Origin of the sequence: Cellulosimicrobium sp. CpK407 (assembly GCF_051844275.1) — a bacterium.
Classification (GTDB): Bacteria; Actinomycetota; Actinomycetes; order Actinomycetales; family Cellulomonadaceae; genus Cellulosimicrobium; species Cellulosimicrobium cellulans_G.
Window position 1 is genome coordinate 17932 of the sequence record NZ_JBGNYC010000054.1, and the last position, 14273, is coordinate 32204.

At 75.3% G+C, this 14273-nt stretch carries 10 protein-coding genes; 5 read left to right on the forward strand and 5 right to left on the reverse strand.

What is annotated here, in order from left to right:
• The first annotated feature begins 26 nt into the window (after positions 1-26).
• The gene (locus ABWU78_RS18085) at positions 27-1946 is read left to right on the forward strand and encodes a fibronectin type III domain-containing protein (protein ID WP_439159115.1); all 1920 of its coding nucleotides are present in this window, start codon (positions 27-29) and stop codon (positions 1944-1946) included.
• 116 nt (positions 1947-2062) lie between these two features.
• Positions 2063-2359, forward strand: coding sequence for a hypothetical protein (locus ABWU78_RS18090; RefSeq protein WP_253054114.1), 297 nt, complete (start codon positions 2063-2065; stop codon positions 2357-2359).
• On the opposite strand, the gene ABWU78_RS18095 is transcribed toward ABWU78_RS18090, so the two are convergent.
• Positions 2308-4458: a hypothetical protein gene (locus tag ABWU78_RS18095; protein WP_439159116.1), complete on the reverse strand. Its 2151-nt coding sequence runs from the start codon at positions 4456-4458 to the stop codon at positions 2308-2310. The two genes, ABWU78_RS18090 and ABWU78_RS18095, sit on opposite strands and share 52 nt — an antisense overlap.
• A 257-nt stretch (positions 4459-4715) precedes the next feature.
• Here ABWU78_RS18095 and ABWU78_RS18100 point away from each other — a divergent pair, with 257 nt between their 5' ends.
• Positions 4716-5894, forward strand: a complete 1179-nt coding sequence (locus ABWU78_RS18100) for an APC family permease (RefSeq protein ID WP_439159117.1) — start codon at positions 4716-4718, stop codon at positions 5892-5894.
• A gap of 92 nt (positions 5895-5986) precedes the next feature.
• On the opposite strand, the gene ABWU78_RS18105 is transcribed toward ABWU78_RS18100, so the two are convergent.
• The gene (locus tag ABWU78_RS18105) at positions 5987-6895 is read right to left on the reverse strand and encodes an alpha/beta fold hydrolase (RefSeq protein WP_253054118.1); all 909 of its coding nucleotides are present in this window, start codon (positions 6893-6895) and stop codon (positions 5987-5989) included.
• A 62-nt stretch (positions 6896-6957) separates the two neighbouring features.
• Between ABWU78_RS18105 and ABWU78_RS18110 the strand changes: the two genes are divergently transcribed.
• Together ABWU78_RS18110 and ABWU78_RS18115 are read left to right on the forward strand one after the other, a co-directional pair.
• Entirely contained in the window at positions 6958-7512 is a 555-nt protein-coding gene (locus ABWU78_RS18110) for a TetR/AcrR family transcriptional regulator (RefSeq protein ID WP_253054120.1), read from the forward strand.
• A gap of 64 nt (positions 7513-7576) precedes the next feature.
• Positions 7577-8446, forward strand: coding sequence for an META domain-containing protein (locus ABWU78_RS18115; RefSeq protein WP_253054122.1), 870 nt, complete (start codon positions 7577-7579; stop codon positions 8444-8446).
• A gap of 84 nt (positions 8447-8530) precedes the next feature.
• Here the strand turns inward: ABWU78_RS18115 and aspA are convergent, their stop codons facing one another.
• Genes aspA through ABWU78_RS18130 form a run of 3 tightly spaced genes read right to left on the reverse strand, consistent with a single transcriptional unit; the run spans position 8531 to position 14144 of the window.
• Positions 8531-10060: an aspartate ammonia-lyase gene (aspA, locus tag ABWU78_RS18120; protein WP_253054124.1), complete on the reverse strand. Its 1530-nt coding sequence runs from the start codon at positions 10058-10060 to the stop codon at positions 8531-8533.
• A gap of 47 nt (positions 10061-10107) precedes the next feature.
• Positions 10108-11685 carry a glycoside hydrolase family 43 protein gene (locus ABWU78_RS18125; RefSeq protein ID WP_253054126.1) on the reverse strand — a complete coding sequence of 526 codons (1578 nt, stop codon included), beginning with the start codon at positions 11683-11685 and terminating at the stop codon, positions 10108-10110.
• Positions 11682-14144: a glycoside hydrolase family 3 N-terminal domain-containing protein gene (locus tag ABWU78_RS18130; protein WP_253054934.1), complete on the reverse strand. Its 2463-nt coding sequence runs from the start codon at positions 14142-14144 to the stop codon at positions 11682-11684. The genes ABWU78_RS18125 and ABWU78_RS18130 overlap by 4 nt, the downstream gene beginning before the upstream one ends.
• Positions 14145-14273 lie beyond the last annotated feature (129 nt).

Consider the following 14273-nt stretch of genomic DNA (forward strand, 5'->3'; position numbering starts at 1 on the left):
TTGATTCGACCTGCAACGGAGCAGACATGAACAGACTTCGCACCGCCGCCGCGGCACTGGCCGTGGCCCTCGTCACCAGCGTCGCCCTGACCGCCGCCCCCGCCTCCGCCGAGGAGGTGCTGGTCAACGGGGGCTTCGAGTCGGGCACGCTCAGCCCCTGGACCTGCTCGGGTTCGTCCGGGGCCGCCGTCTCCACCCCCGTGCGCACGGGGACCAAGGCGCTGCAGGGGACCCCCTCGGGTCTCGACAACGCGCGCTGCACGCAGTCCGTCCCGACCGTCGCCGGCACGCAGTACACCCTCTCCGCCTGGGTGCGCGGCAGCTACGTCTACCTCGGAGTCGAGGGCGGCACCTCGACCTGGACCCCGAGCGCGACCGACTGGACCCGCCTCACGGTCACGTTCACCGCCGCGGGCAGCACGACGCAGGTCTACCTGCACGGCTGGTACGGCACGGGCGCCTACCAGGCGGACGACGTCTCGCTCCAGGGCGCGGGCGGCCCTCCGCCCGTCGTCCCGGGCACGCCGGGCACCCCCGTCGCCGGGACGGTCACCTCGACGTCGGCCGCCCTCTCGTGGGGCGCGTCGTCCGGCACCGTGACGGGCTACCGCGTCTACGAGGGCAGCACGGTCGTGGCGACGGCCACGGGCACGTCCGCCACCCTGTCCGGGCTCGCCGCGTGCACCCCGCACACGTACTCGGTCGCGGCCTACAACACGGCGGGCGAGTCGCCCCGCTCCGGGAGCGTCACCGTCACGACCGCCGGGTGCGGGACCGGCGTCCCCGGCGCGCCCACCGGGCTGCGCGTCGCGAAGACCGCCGACACCTCGCTCGGCCTCGCCTGGACGGCCTCGACCGGGAGCGTCACGGGGTACCGCGTCTACGAGGGGACGGCCCTGCGGGCGACCGTCACCGGGACGAGCGCGACGCTGACCGGCCTCGCGGCCTGCTCGAGCCACACCTACACGGTGCGCGCCTACAACGCGACGGGCGAGTCCCCGGCCGCCACCGTGACGGGCTCGACCAGCGGCTGCCAGACCGGCGCCCTGCCGAAGCACCTGCTCACGGGCTACTGGCAGAACTTCGTCAACGGGGCCACGCCGCTGCGGCTGTCGGCGGTCCCGACGTCCTACGACCTCGTCGCGGTCGCGTTCGCGGACGCCGTCCCGAGCACGCCCGGCGCCGTCACGTTCGGCGTCGACCCCGGCCTGTCCGCCGCGCTGGGCGGCTACACGAACGACCAGCTCAAGGCCGACGTCGCGACGCTGCACTCCCGCGGCCAGCACGTGATCCTGTCCGTGGGCGGCGAGAAGGGCACGGTGTCGGTCGGCAGCGCGGCCGCGGCGTCGGCCTTCGCGACCAGCGTGATCGGGCTCATCGACGCCTACGGGTTCGACGGCGTCGACATCGACCTCGAGAACGGGGTCGACCCGACGTACATGGCCCAGGCGCTGCGCCAGGTCCGGGCGGCGGTCGGGCCGGACCTCATCATCACGATGGCGCCGCAGACCATCGACATGCAGTCGACGGGCAGCTCCTACTTCCGGCTCGCGCTCGACATCAAGGACATCCTCACGATCGTCCACACGCAGTACTACAACTCGGGCACCATGCTCGGCTGCGACCAGATGCAGGCGTACGGGCAGGGCACGGTGAACTTCCTCACCGCGCTGTCGTGCATCCAGCTCCAGAGCGCGCTGCGGCCCGACCAGGTCGCGCTCGGCCTGCCGGCCACCACCCAGGCGGCGGGCGGCGGGTACGTGAACCCGTCGGTCGTGAACGACGCGCTGAGCTGCCTCGCCGCGGGCACCCGCTGCGGGAGCTTCGTGCCGCCCGCGCGCTGGCCGGACATCCGTGGGGCGATGACCTGGTCGATCAACTGGGACGCGAGCAACGGGTACGCCTTCGCGACCTCGGTGGACGCCCACCTGGCGAGCATGCCGTAGCCGCGCCGTCCTCGGACGAGACGTGAGACGTGGCCCCTCGGAGCGCGACCCGGGGGGCCACTTCTCACGTCTCGGCCCGTCACCGGCACGATGCGGCGAGTCGCTAGCATCCAGGCATGCAGATGACGTTCGCCGTCGGGCAGCACGAGCGCCATCTCGTCGTCTTCTCGTGGGACCAGTTCTGGGGTCGCCTGACGATCACGGTCGACGGTTGGAGCGTCGTGGACCAGGTGCGGATGTTCTCCGTCTCGCGCGTCAAGGTCTACGAGTTCTGGGTCGGCACGCACGAACGCCACCACGTGCACATCGAGAAGCACCGCGAGGTGCTCTTCGCGGGGTTCCGCCCCCAGCCCGTCCTGGCCTACGTGGACGGCACGCTCGTCGCGCGCTCCGACGGCGCGCTCGGCCGCTGACCCGGCGACCGCTCCTCGCCCGACGTCGGCTCGTCGCCCCCGGTCGGCGCGCCCTCGGCAGGCGTCACGTCGGCGACGGGCGTCGCGTCAGCGGCGGGCGTCCCGTCGTCCGGCCGGGCGCCGTCGACGGCGGGCACGCCCTCGGGCTGGGTGCGACGTCGCGCGCGGCGCCGGACGAGCAGGACGACCACGCCGGCGAGCGTAGCGACGACGAGGAGCACGCTGCCGGTCCCGAGCCAGGGCGCGGCGGCCGCCCGGGACGACGCGTCGTCGGCCGCGGTCGCGGCGTCGTCCAGCCGACCGGCGTCGAGGGCGGCGCGGGCGTCCGCGACGGAGCCGTCGACGTCCAGGAGCAGCCGCCCGAGGTCCGCGAGCGGGCCACCGCCCGAGGCGGCGGCGACCGCGTCGCCGACGGACCCCACGACCTCGACCGCGCGCGGCAGCACGGTCGCGAGCACCGCGTACTCCTCGGCGGACGCCGCGCCCTCGTACTGCTCGCGCACGGCGGCCGGGTCGGGCAGGCCCGCGGCGCGGGCGGCCTCCTGCACCTGCCCGGCGGCCGCCGCCGCGTCGGTGCCGATCGCGGCGCGAGCCGCCTCGGCGTCGTCGAAGGCCCAGTCGGTCATCGCCGCGCGCAGGCCGGAGGGCGGCGACCACGCGCCGTCCGCCTCGTCGAGGACGGCGTACGCCTCGCGGGCGGGGGCCCGCGCGTCGAGCAGGGCGGCCTCGGCGTCGTCGGCGACCCACGTCCGGTACGTCGCCTCGGCGCCCGTCACCCCGCCGCGCACCTCGACGAGGTCGAGGAGACGACGGCCGTCGGTCACGCCCGGGTGGTCGAGGGCGCCGGGCTCGTCGTAGGCGCTCTCGCCCGCGTACGCCGCCGCGACGAGCCCGCCGAGGGCGTCCTCGTCCAGGCCGCCGACGAGCTCCGACATCGCGGTCCACGCGGCGGCGTAGGCGTACTCCTCGGCGGCGCCCCCGCCGTCGTCGAGGTCCACCTCCTGCCACGTGGCGAGCGGCAGGGCGTCCGCCGCGTCGCGCGCGGGCGCGGGGCGCTGCTCCGCGGGGCCGCCGGTCTCGGCGGCGACGCGCTGCCCGACGACCTCGGCCAGGCCCTCGTACACCCAGCGGTCCGCGAACCGGTCGCCCGCGAGCCATGCGTGCGAGAGCTCGTGGAACAGGAGCCCGGCGTCCAGGTCCTCGGGGATGACGATCTCCCAGGAGGCCGAGTCGAACCACGCGTACCCGAGCACCCCGGGCGACACGTCCTCGCGGATGCGCTCCAGGCTGCCCGGCCACGGCATGCCCACCGCGCGCTCCAGCACGGGCATGCCGGCCACCACCTGCTCCTCGACGAAGCCGCTCCACTCGGTGTCGCCCGGGAAGCTCTCCAGCACGAGCTCGTTGCCGCCGACGTCGACGCTCGTCTCGTCGGCCTGCGCGGGGTCGCGCAGCGAGACGAACGCCCAGGTGCCGTAGTCGTCCGTGCTCTCGGTCGCGCGGTGGGTGCGGGTCTCCCCGTCGAGGATCGGCTCGAAGCCGTCCCACGTGCTGTCGAAGTCCATCGACGTCGGGGTGGCGATCTCGACGGTGACCTGCCCCGGGTCGCCCGCCGCGTTCACGGCGAACGTCGCGTAGCCGGGCCCGACGCGCGTGTACCCCTCGGAGCGGATCGGCTCGCCCGTGATCGTGTAGGACCACTCGACGGTCCGCTCGCGACCGTAGTTCAGCGGGGAGAACGACACCCCGGCGATGCGGGTCGAGGGGTCCTCGGTCGGCTCGAAGGTGACCGGGAGCGTGGTCCCGCCGCTCGTGGCGGTGACGTCGGTCGCGCTCGCCGGCACGGGGATCCCGTACGCGTCCCAGTAGTAGACGTACATCCCGCTGGCGGGCTGCTCGTTGCGGATCGTCGTCGTGACCGTCACGCGGACCGGGCCCGACCCGTCGACCTCGTACCGGGTGCGGGACGTCTCCGACAGCCCGTCACCCGGGTCCGCGGTCGCGACCGTCGGAACGCCGAGGAGGACCGCGCACACGAGCGCGACCCCCGACCCCGCGCGCGCCGTCCACCGCGCGCGACGCACCCGCCCTGCGACCACCCCTGCACCGCCGTCCTCGCCGTAGCGACAGCCCGTCTCCCCGTGCGACGGGGCCGGTCGACGACGACCGGGAACGGGACTCCGGCGGGAACTGTACCCGCTCGCCGGCGCCCGTCCCGACCACTCCCCGGGACGAGCGTCGACACCTGCCGGACACCTTGCCCTGGCACGCTGTCCGGGTGACCACCGCACCGGGCCAGCCCTCGCTCGCACGCCGCCTCGGCACGACGGACGCCGTCGTCGTCGGGCTCGCGTCCATGGTGGGGGCGGGCGTGTTCTCCGCGTTCGCCCCCGCGGCCGCCGCAGCGGGGACCGGGCTGCTCGTCGGGCTGGCGCTGGCGGCGGTCGTCGCGTACGCGAACGCGACGTCGTCCGCGCAGCTCGCGGCGCAGCACCCCACCTCGGGCGGCACGTACGTGTACGGGCGCGAGCACCTCGGCCCGTGGTGGGGCTACCTCGCCGGGTGGGGGTTCGTCGTCGGGAAGACGGCGAGCTGCGCGGCCATGGCGCTCGTGCTCGCCGCCTACGCGGCCCCTCCCGGGTGGGAGCGGCCCGTGGCCGCCGCGGCCGTCGTGCTGCTCACGGCCGTGGGCTACCGGGGCGTGACGCGGACGGCGCGCCTCGCCCGGGCGATCGTCGCGGTGGCGCTCCTCGCTATCACGACGGCCGTCGTCGCGAGCCTCGCGGGCACCGCGCCGCGCTGGTCGGCCGTGCTCGACCCCGACGGCGCGCACGGCGGGGGGTACGGCGTCCTCCAGTCCGCGGGCCTGCTGTTCTTCGCGTTCGCGGGGTACGCGCGCGTCGCGACCCTCGGCGAGGAGGTGCGCGACCCGCGCCGCACGATCCCGCGCGCGGTCCTCGTGTCGCTCGGGGCCGTCGTCGTGCTCTACGCCGTGGTCGCGGTGGTCCTGCTCGCGGTGCTCGGCCCGGACGGGCTCGCGGCCTCCGCGGCGCCGCTCGCCGACGCGGTCGCCGCCGGGTCGTGGACGTGGGCCGGCCCGGTCGTGAGCGTCGGCGCCGTCGCCGCGAGCGCCGGTGCCCTCCTCGCCCTGCTCGCCGGCGTGAGCCGGACGGGCCTCGCGATGGCGCGCACGGGCGACCTGCCCGGGTGGTTCGCGGCCGTGCACCCCCTGCACCGGGTGCCGCACCGGGCCGAGCTCGCGGTCGGAGCGGTCGTCGTGGTGCTCGTGCTGACGACGGACCTGCGGGGCGCGATCGGGTTCTCGTCGTTCGGGGTGCTCGTCTACTACCTCGTGGCGAACCTCTCGGCGCTGCGCCAGACCGCCCCGCACCGGCTGTACCCGCGCGCGCTCCAGGTGCTCGGCGCGCTCGGCTGCGTCGCGCTGGTCGCCACGCTCCCCCTCCCGAGCGTCGCCGCGGGAGCGCTGGTGCTGGCGACAGGCATCACCCTCCGCGCGGTACGCGTCCGCTCATGACAGCGAGATCGGCCCCGCCCGTCGCCAGATCGACCTCCCGAGGGTCGATCTCGGACGCACGGGTCGATCTGCCGACACCGACGGCGTAGACGTCACGCCGCGCGATCGAACCAGTCGCGCGAGAGGGCGGCCACGGCGGCGGGCGCGTCGTCGGTGATGAAGTGCGCGGCGTCGTCGACGAAGGCGAGCTCGGCCCGGTCCGCGTGCCGCTCCGGCGCACGGCAGACCTGTCCCATGAGCTCCTCGGTCCACGGCCGGTCGCGGCGGCCGAAGACGAAGAGGGTCGGCACCGTGAGCCGACGGCGACGGTAGACGCCCCGCATCATGCGCGTGGCCTCCGGCAGCACCATGTGCCGCACGAGCGGACGCACGGCGGCGTCGACCTCCGTCCGACCCATCGGGGCGAGGTGGGCGTCGACGTCGTCCTCCGACAGCGGGTGGGCGACGTACGCGCTGGAGAAGATGCCCCGCAGCGACGCGCCCCGACGGTGCCAGACCAGGGCGGGCAGGTGCCGGAACCCGGGGAGCAGTCGAGGGCTGGGACGCATGAAGCCCGGTGGCACCGAGAGCTCGACGGCCGCGCGGACCCGGTCGGGGTGCTCGTAGCAGAGCTGCATCGCCGTGATCGCGCCCATGTCGTGCGAGACGAGGTGGGCTCGGTCGACGTCGAGCGCGTCGAGGAGGGCGAGCAGGTCGCGGAGCCGGGTCTCGCGCTCGACGTGCGCGTCGTCGGCCGTGGTCCAGCCCGCGCCGCGCAGGTCGGGACACAGGACGCGGTAGCCCGCGGCGGCGAGGACGGGCGCGACGTCGCGCCACTGCCACCAGTGCTCGGGGAAGCCGTGCAGCAGCACGACCGGGTCGCCGGTACCGACGGTCGCGACGTGGGTGCGCAGGCCGGGCGTCTCCACGACGAGGTGGTCGAAGCCCGGCGCCTCCGGGAGCGGCGGGGACCATGCCCGGGCGTCGGCGGGGCGGGTGGTGCGGGGCTGAGGCGTAGTCATGGCGAGCTCCTTCGGGCGAGCGACTACTATGTTCATAGTAGATCGGTCGAGAGAGGGAGTCCATGGCCGCAGCCACCCGGGAACGAGCGCTCGACGCGGCCGTGGAGGTGCTCGGTGCGGACGGCGTGCGCGCGCTGAGCCACGCGCGGGTCGACCAGCGGGCCGGTCTCCCGCCCGGGTCGACGTCGAACTGGTTCCGCACCCGGCGCGCGCTCCTCGCCGGCGTGGTCGACCGGATCGCCGAGCAGGAGCGCGCCGACCTCGACGTGACCGCGATGCCGCAGATCACGAGCGTCGACGACCTGGTCGACGGTCTGTGCGCCATGACCGAGGCACAGTCCGGTCCGTTCGCGTCGCGCACCCGGGCGCGCTACGCCCTCTTCCTCGAGCTCGCCGACGACCCCGAGCTCGGTGAGCCCCTCCGACGCCAGCGCCGCACGTTCGAGCGGTGGACCGAGCGGATCGTGGCCGCCGTCGGCATCGCCGACCCCGTCCCGGCGACCCGGGCGCTCATGGCCCTCGGCGACGGGCTGCTCCTGCACCGCCTCACCGTCGACCCCGGCCTCGACCTGCGCCCCGCGATCGAGCGCACGGTGCGCGCGCTCGCGGCGTCGTGACGGCGTCGGTCCGGGGATGCCGCACCGGCTGCAAGAAACCCGGCGCCGGAGACAGGATCGGGGCATGGACGGACACGAGCCCGGGCGCCCACGGGTGCCGCGCGCCGTCGTCCTGACGTTCCTGGTGTCCGTCCTCGCCGCGGCCTGCACCGTCCCCGACGACGGGACCGTCGGCAGCCCGGGTGACGGCGAGGTCGGTTCGGACCCGGTCGCGCTCGTCGGGATGTGGCGGGTCTCGGGGGCGGACGGCGAGGGCCCCGACACGTGGCTGCGGCTCGATGCCGGGCGGTACACGCTGTGGGGCGACTGCGGTGCGTACGTGGAGGGCGGCTGGGACGCGGCCGGCCGGACCTTCGTCGCCTCCGACCCGTACGCCGCCGCCGGGGCGTGCGGCACGGCCGGGATCCCCGAGGCGCCGTGGCTCCGCTCGGTGGTCGCGTACGAGCCCGACGGCGAGGGCTGGCGGCTCCTCGACGCGGACGGCGACGTCGTCGCCGGCCTGCGGGTCGACGGCGCCCCGGCGCCGATCCCCGACGCCGCGGAGCAGCTCGCGCAGGCGCCGGACGTGACCGACGACGTGCGCGCGGCGTTCGAGCCGCCCGCACCGCTGCCCGACGGCCTCGCACCCGCCTCCGTCCGGGACGTCGTCGGGCGCTGGGAGCCGGTCGCACGCGCCGCCACCGACCCCCACGTCGTCTTCCACGAGGACGGGACGTGGTCGGGCTCCGACGGGTGCAACGGCAGCGGGGGCGCGTGGGCCCTGGACGACGGCGGTCGGCTGCTCGCCACCTCCGGTCTCCAGACCCTGATGTGGTGCGAGGGCGAGAGCGTCCCGGGCTACGTCGCCGCGTCCGCCCGTGCCGGCCTGGACGGCGGCCGGCTGGTGCTCGTCGGCCCGGACGGCGCGGAGATCGCCCGTCTCGTCCGGGGATGAGGCCGCTCCGCCCCGAGATCGACCCGAGCGTCCGAGATCGACCCTCAGGAGGTCGACCTGGCGCCGGACGGGTCGACCTCGGCGTCAGTCTTCGGGTTCCGGGTCGGACGGGGCGCCCAGTGCGTCGTCCGATTCCACGATGCGCGACGACTCGCCCTCCTCGCCCACGGCCGGCAGGCCGCGCTCGTCGGGGGCGTAGTAGCGGCCGGTGTAGCGCGGGCGGAGGAAGTTCTCGGTCGTGAGCACCGCGTCCACCTCCTCCGGCGTGAGCAGGCCGCGCGCCACGACGACGTCGCGCACCGAGGCGCCGGTCCGGGCGGCCTCGGCACCCACGAGGTCGCCGTTGCGGTGCCCGATGATCTCGTTGAGGTAGGTGACGATCCCGATCGAGTCCAGCACGTGGCGGCGGCACACCTCGACGTTCGCCGTGATGCCCGTGACGCACTTGGTGCGCAGCGCGACGCACGCGTTGGTCAGCAGGTGCAGCGACTCGAACATCGACTGCGCGAGCCCGGGCTCCATGACGTTGAGCTGGAGCTGCCCGGCCTCGGCCGCGTGCGTGATCGTCACGTCGTTGCCCATGACCTTGAAGCACACCTGGTTGACGACCTCGGGGATCACCGGGTTCACCTTGGCGGGCATGATCGACGACCCGGCCTGGAGCTCGGGCAGGTTGATCTCCCCGAGGCCGGCGCGCGGCCCGGACGACAGCAGGCGCAGGTCGTTGCAGATCTTCGAGAGCTTGGCCGCGAGCCGCTTGAGCGCGGAGTGCACGGCGAGGTAGGCGCCGTTGTCGTACGTCGCCTCCACGAGGTTCTCGGCCGGCACCGTGGGCAGCCCGCTCACCTCGGCGAGGCGGCGCGTCGCGACCTTGGGGTATCCGGGCGGGGTGTTGAGTCCGGTCCCGATCGCGGTCGCGCCGAGGTTGACCTCGAGCAGCAGCTCGCCGGCGACCTCGAGACGCCGGACCTCCTCGCCCACGTTCACGGCGAACCCCGCGAACTCCTGGCCGAGGCTCATGGGCACCGCGTCCTGGAGCTGCGTGCGGCCCATCTTGAGGACGTCGGCGAACTCGGACGCCTTCTCGTCGAACGCGCGCTCGAGCAGCAGCACCTCGTCCTGCAGCCGCCGGACGAGCTGGTGCACGGCGAGGCGGAACCCCGTGGGGTACGCGTCGTTGGTCGACTGCGAGCGGTTCACGTGGTCGTTCGGGTTGATGACGTCGTAGCGGCCCTTCTCGAACCCGGAGAGCTCGAGCGCGAGGTTGGCCACGACCTCGTTGGTGTTCATGTTGACGCTCGTGCCCGCGCCGCCCTGGAACACGTCCACCGGAAACTGGTCGAGGCACCGCCCGTCGTCGAGGATCGCGTCGCACGCGGCGACGATCGCGTCCGCGACGTCGCGCTGGATCGTGCGCAGCTCGCGGTTCGCGAGCGCCGACGCCTTCTTGACCATCACCATGCCGCGGACCATCTCGGGGACGTCGCTGACGGTCGTCCCCGAGATGCGGAAGTTCTCCACGGCCCGGACGGTGTGGACCCCGTAGTACGCGTCCGCCGGGACCTCGAGGGGTCCCAGCAGGTCCTCCTCGACCCGTGTCCGTGCGCTCGACATGCCCCGACGGTATCGCCCGCCGGGACGCCGCGCGCGGAGCGGACCCCTCAGCCGACCGGTGCGTAGACGAACCGCTCGACCCGGACGACGGACGTCGAGGGCCGTCCCTCGCTCGTCGCGTGCACGCCCAGCCACAGCCCGAGGAACCCTCCGGTCGCGGCGCTGTCGAGGGTGCGGCCGTCCACGGTCGCGAGCGGCTCGGGTGCACCCGCCGGGCCGACGACGAGCCCGTAGTCCTGCCCGCGCACGCGCAGCCCGACGACGACCGGCTCCCCGGGGGCGGCGGCCACCGTCGTCTCCCCGACCACCGCGTCCGCGCCGCCGCGCCGGTGCACCGCGACGACGCGCCGCTCGTCCCCCGGGCCGCCGTCGACGAGGAGCCGCACGTGGTCGTCCTCGGACTGGCGCACGACGACGCCCGCGCGCTCCCCCGCCACGGCCGGGACCTGCACGGTGACCGTCACGTCGACGTCGCGGTGCTGCTGGCGCACGCCGAGGAACGCGGGCGCGCCCGGCTCGGCGAGCGTCGTCGGGCGCACCGGGAGGTCCCAGCCCTCGCCCGCCGGGGTCGCGACGTCGCGCGGCAGGGCGCGCACCGCCGTCCAGCGCGGGTCGTCGGGGCGGACGACGCCGCTCGCCCCGCCCTGGACCGCCGTCCGGGGCGCCGGGCTCGCGAACGGGACCTCGACGGCGTCGGGCACGCGGCCCTCGCCGGGCGCGAGGACGGGCCAGCCGTCCTCCCACACGACGGGGACGAGGAACGTCTCGCGGCCGAGCGGGTAGTGGTAGCCGCCGTCGACGCGCATCGCGAGCAGCACGGCCCACCACGAGCCGTCGGGCGCCTCGACGAGGTCGGCGTGGCCCACGCCGACGACGTCCACGCCGCGCCCGAGGTGGCGGTGCGTGAGCACCGGGTTGGCCTTGTTGCCCTCGTACGGCCCCGTGACCGACGACGCCCGTGCGACGGACACCGCGTGGTGGAAGTCCGTCCCGCCCTCTGCCGCGAGCAGGTAGTAGGTGCCGTCGACCTTGTACAGGTGCGGGCCCTCGGCCCACACGGCGCCGCGCACGGCCCCCGTCCACACGACGTGCTCGGGACCCACGAGCGTGCACGTCGCGGGGTCGAGCTCGCGCACCCAGACCTCGGTCTGGTGGAACCACTCCGGCTCGGTCGCGAGCCGCGTGCCGTGCAGCCAGACGCGGCCGTCGTCGTCGAAGAAGATCGACGGGTCGATCCCCGCGACCCGCTCGCCGTCCTCGTCGCGCAGCCACACCGGGTCGGACCACGGCCCGGCCGGGTCGGTCGCCGTCATGACGAAGTTGCCGCCGCGGGAGTCGTCGTCCGGGTCCACGAGCGTGCACACGAGCCAGAACGTGCCGTCGTGGTGGCGCAGCGTCGGGGCGAACAGGCCGCCCGACGACCGGATGCCGTCGTAGTCGAGCTGCCCGGACCGGTCGACGACGTCCCCGACGTGCTCCCACGTCGCGAGGTCGCGGCTGCGCAGCACCGGCAGGCCGGGCAGGTACTCGAACGTGGACGTGACGAGGTAGAAGTCGTCGCCGACGCGGCAGACCGACGGGTCGGGGTTGCACCCGGGCAGGATCGGGTTCGGGACGAGCGTCATGCGGGGCGCTCCCCCGCCTCGACCGGTCCGGAGACCTCGACGGCGACGAGCCGCTCGTCCGCGGCCGTGACCTCGTGCACGGTCCCGGTCACGGCGAGCGTCGCGCGCGGCGTCGCCGCGCCGGGCACGACCCGCCGCTCGGCCGGCGCGGACTCGTTGACGATCGCGCCCCCGGTCGTCGAGCCGAGGTCCCCGGTGCCGGGGGCGGCGTCGACCGCGCCGGCGTGCGCGCCGACCCACACCTCGACGTCGCCCGGCTCGACCACGCGCACGAGGCGGCGGTCGGAGAACGCGAGCCGCGTCGTCGGGACGCGGAACGTCACGCGGCGCGACTCGCCCGCGGCGAGGTCGACGCGCGCGTACCCGAGGAGCTGCGCGACGGGCCGCGGGACCGACCCGACGACGTCGCGCGCGTAGAGCTGCACGACGTCCGTCCCCGCGACGGCGCCGGCGTTCGTCACGGTCACCGAGGCCGCGAACGTCCCGCCCGCGGCGACGCTCGTGTCGACCGCCAGGTCCGCGTACGCGAACTGCGTGTACGACAGCCCGAACCCGAACGGCCGCACGGGCGTCGGGTCCGCGGACGTCACGTCCGACGGCCCGCCGAGCACGGGGTGCAGGTAGGAGAACGGCTCCGCGCCGCCCGCGCGCGGCAGCGACACGGGCAGGCGGCCCGAGGGGTTCACGGCGCCCACGAGCACGTCGGCCACCGCGCGGCCGCCCTCCTCGCCCGGGAAGAAGCCCTGCACGACGGCGGCCGGGTGGCCGGACGCCGCACCGTCCGTCCCCGCGTGGTCCCCGAACGCCCAGCCGATCGCGTACGGGCGGCCCGTGAGCAGCACGAGCACGACGGGGGTGCCCGTCGCGACGACCTCCTCGACGAGCCGCCGCTGCACGCCCGGGAGCTCGAGCGACTCGACGTCGTTGCCCTCGCCGACCGTGCCGCGCCCGAACAGTCCGGCCTCGTCGCCCACGACGACGACCGCGACGTCCGCGTCCCGCGCGACGGCGACCGCCTCCGCGATCCCCGAGGTGTCGAGACCGTCCACCGTGCAGCCGACGGCGTGCGTCACGTCGGTGCCGGGGAGGGCGTCGCGCAGCGACTCCAGGACCGTCGGCAGCGCGATGCCCGCCGGGGTGCCGGGGTGGTGCGCGAGCACGTGGTTGACGAACGAGTAGCAGCCCATGAGCGCCTCGGACGAGTCCGCGTTCGGCCCGACGACGGCGACGCGCCCCGGGGCGGTCGTCGCACCGTCAGCGCTGTCGCGGCGCGCGAGCGGCAGCACGCCGTCGTTCGCGAGCAGCACGAGCGACTCCTGCGCGAGGCGGCGTGCGGTCGCGCGCTGCCGCGGGGTGTCGAGGTCGACGGTCGTCGGCGGCTCGTCGGCGTAGGCGGCCGGGTCCAGGAGACCCAGCTCCTCCTTCTGGTCGAGCACACGCAGCACCGCGCGGTCGACCCACGCCTCGTCGAGCGCGCCGGACCGCACGCGCTCGGCGAGCGGGGCGAGGTAGGCGTCGCCCGTGGGGAGCTCGACGTCGAGGCCCGCCTCGAGCGCCTGCGCGGCGGCCTCGCCGCGGTCCGCCGCGACGCGGTGCATGACCTCCAGGAACGCGACGCCGAAGTAGTCGGCGACGACGACGCCGTCGAACCCCCAGCGCTCGCGCAGGATCTCGGTGAGGTACTCCGAGCTGCCGTGCAGGGGCACGCCGTCGACGTCGACGTAGGACGCCATGACCGACCGGGCGCCGCCGTCGCGCACGGCCATCTCGAACGGCGGGAGGTAGACGTCGGCGAGCTCGCGCGGTCCCGCGCTCACCGGCGCGTGGTTGCGCCCGGCGCGCGAGCCCGAGTACCCGACGAAGTGCTTGAGCGTCGCGTGCACGCCCGCGTCCTGGAGGCCGCGCACGTACGCCGTGCCGACGGTGCCCACGAGGTACGGGTCCTCGCCCACACACTCGTCGACGCGGCCCCAGCGCGGGTCGCGCACGACGTCGAGCACGGGCGCGAGGCCCTGGTGCACGCCGAGCGCGCGCATCGACTCCCCGACCTCGCGCGCCATCTCCTCGACCAGCGCCGGGTCGAACGACGCTCCCCACGCGAGGGGCGTCGGGTACGTCGCGGCCCGCCACGCGGCGAGGCCCGTGAGGCACTCCTCGTGCACGATCGCGGGGATGCCCAGCCGGGTCTCCTCCTTGAGGCGGCGCTGCTCCGCCCACAGCCACGCCGCGCGCTCCGCGGGCTCGACGGGCCGCGTGCCGTAGACGCGCGTGTAGTGCCCCATGCCGTGCCGCGTGATCTCCGCGAGCCGGCCGCCGTCCGCCTGGCCCGCCGTCATCTCCGACTGCATCGGGGCGACGGTGCCGTTCTGGTCGAGCCAGTAGCCCACGAGCTGGGCGAGCTTCTCGTCGAGGGTCATGCGCGCGTGGAGCGCACGCACGCGCTCGGAGACGGTGGGCATCTGCGGGGGTGCCGGGCGTGGGGTCGGCGCGGCGGCGGCGCCCGGGTCCGGGCTGCCGAGGGGTGCCGTCGGGACGGCAGGGACGACGTCGGTCACGGGACCGTTCTCCTTCGGTGGTGGCCCCGTCCC

What these genes read in the sequence shown, in the direction of transcription:
- ABWU78_RS18085 (WP_439159115.1), top strand. Translation starts at nt 27, where the DNA reads ATGAACAGACTTCGCACCGCCGCCGCGGCACTGGCCGTGGCCCTCGTC.
- ABWU78_RS18130 (WP_253054934.1), bottom strand. Translation starts at nt 14,144, where the DNA reads ATGCCCACCGTCTCCGAGCGCGTGCGTGCGCTCCACGCGCGCATGACC.
- ABWU78_RS18100 (WP_439159117.1), top strand. Translation starts at nt 4,716, where the DNA reads ATGGTGGGGGCGGGCGTGTTCTCCGCGTTCGCCCCCGCGGCCGCCGCA.
- ABWU78_RS18090 (WP_253054114.1), top strand. Translation starts at nt 2,063, where the DNA reads ATGCAGATGACGTTCGCCGTCGGGCAGCACGAGCGCCATCTCGTCGTC.
- ABWU78_RS18125 (WP_253054126.1), bottom strand. Translation starts at nt 11,685, where the DNA reads ATGACGCTCGTCCCGAACCCGATCCTGCCCGGGTGCAACCCCGACCCG.
- ABWU78_RS18115 (WP_253054122.1), top strand. Translation starts at nt 7,577, where the DNA reads ATGGACGGACACGAGCCCGGGCGCCCACGGGTGCCGCGCGCCGTCGTC.
- ABWU78_RS18105 (WP_253054118.1), bottom strand. Translation starts at nt 6,895, where the DNA reads ATGACTACGCCTCAGCCCCGCACCACCCGCCCCGCCGACGCCCGGGCA.
- aspA (WP_253054124.1), bottom strand. Translation starts at nt 10,060, where the DNA reads ATGTCGAGCGCACGGACACGGGTCGAGGAGGACCTGCTGGGACCCCTC.
- ABWU78_RS18110 (WP_253054120.1), top strand. Translation starts at nt 6,958, where the DNA reads ATGGCCGCAGCCACCCGGGAACGAGCGCTCGACGCGGCCGTGGAGGTG.